This is a genomic window from Gilvimarinus sp. 1_MG-2023, from assembly GCF_030548285.1.
Genome location: NZ_JAUOSC010001681.1, coordinates 1 through 237 on the forward strand (window position 1 = coordinate 1; position 237 = coordinate 237).

1 protein-coding gene is annotated in these 237 nt (G+C 46.8%); it reads left to right on the forward strand.

Features of this window, described 5'->3' with window-relative positions:
* Window positions 1–83: 83 nt before the first annotated feature.
* Window positions 84–237 (forward strand): hypothetical protein (locus Q4563_RS23895; protein ID WP_442903869.1); only part of this gene is annotated, 154 nt, incomplete at its 3' end.

Sequence of the window (237 nt, forward strand, 5' to 3'; positions counted from 1 at the left end):
GTCAATTAATATATTTTAGGAAAAAATAAACACAAAAATGCGGCATATTCAGCTTAATGTTTTGTATCCATGAGGGCTGTAACATGAGTGCCAATATCCCTGCCATTCGCGACGCGATTCGCGATCATTATTTAATGGATGAACGCCAGGCGCTGACTGAACTGGTCACCGATAGCCGTTTGTCTGCGCCACTGCGCCAGGAAATTTCAGCTGATGCGGCTGCCTTGGTGCGAGCGG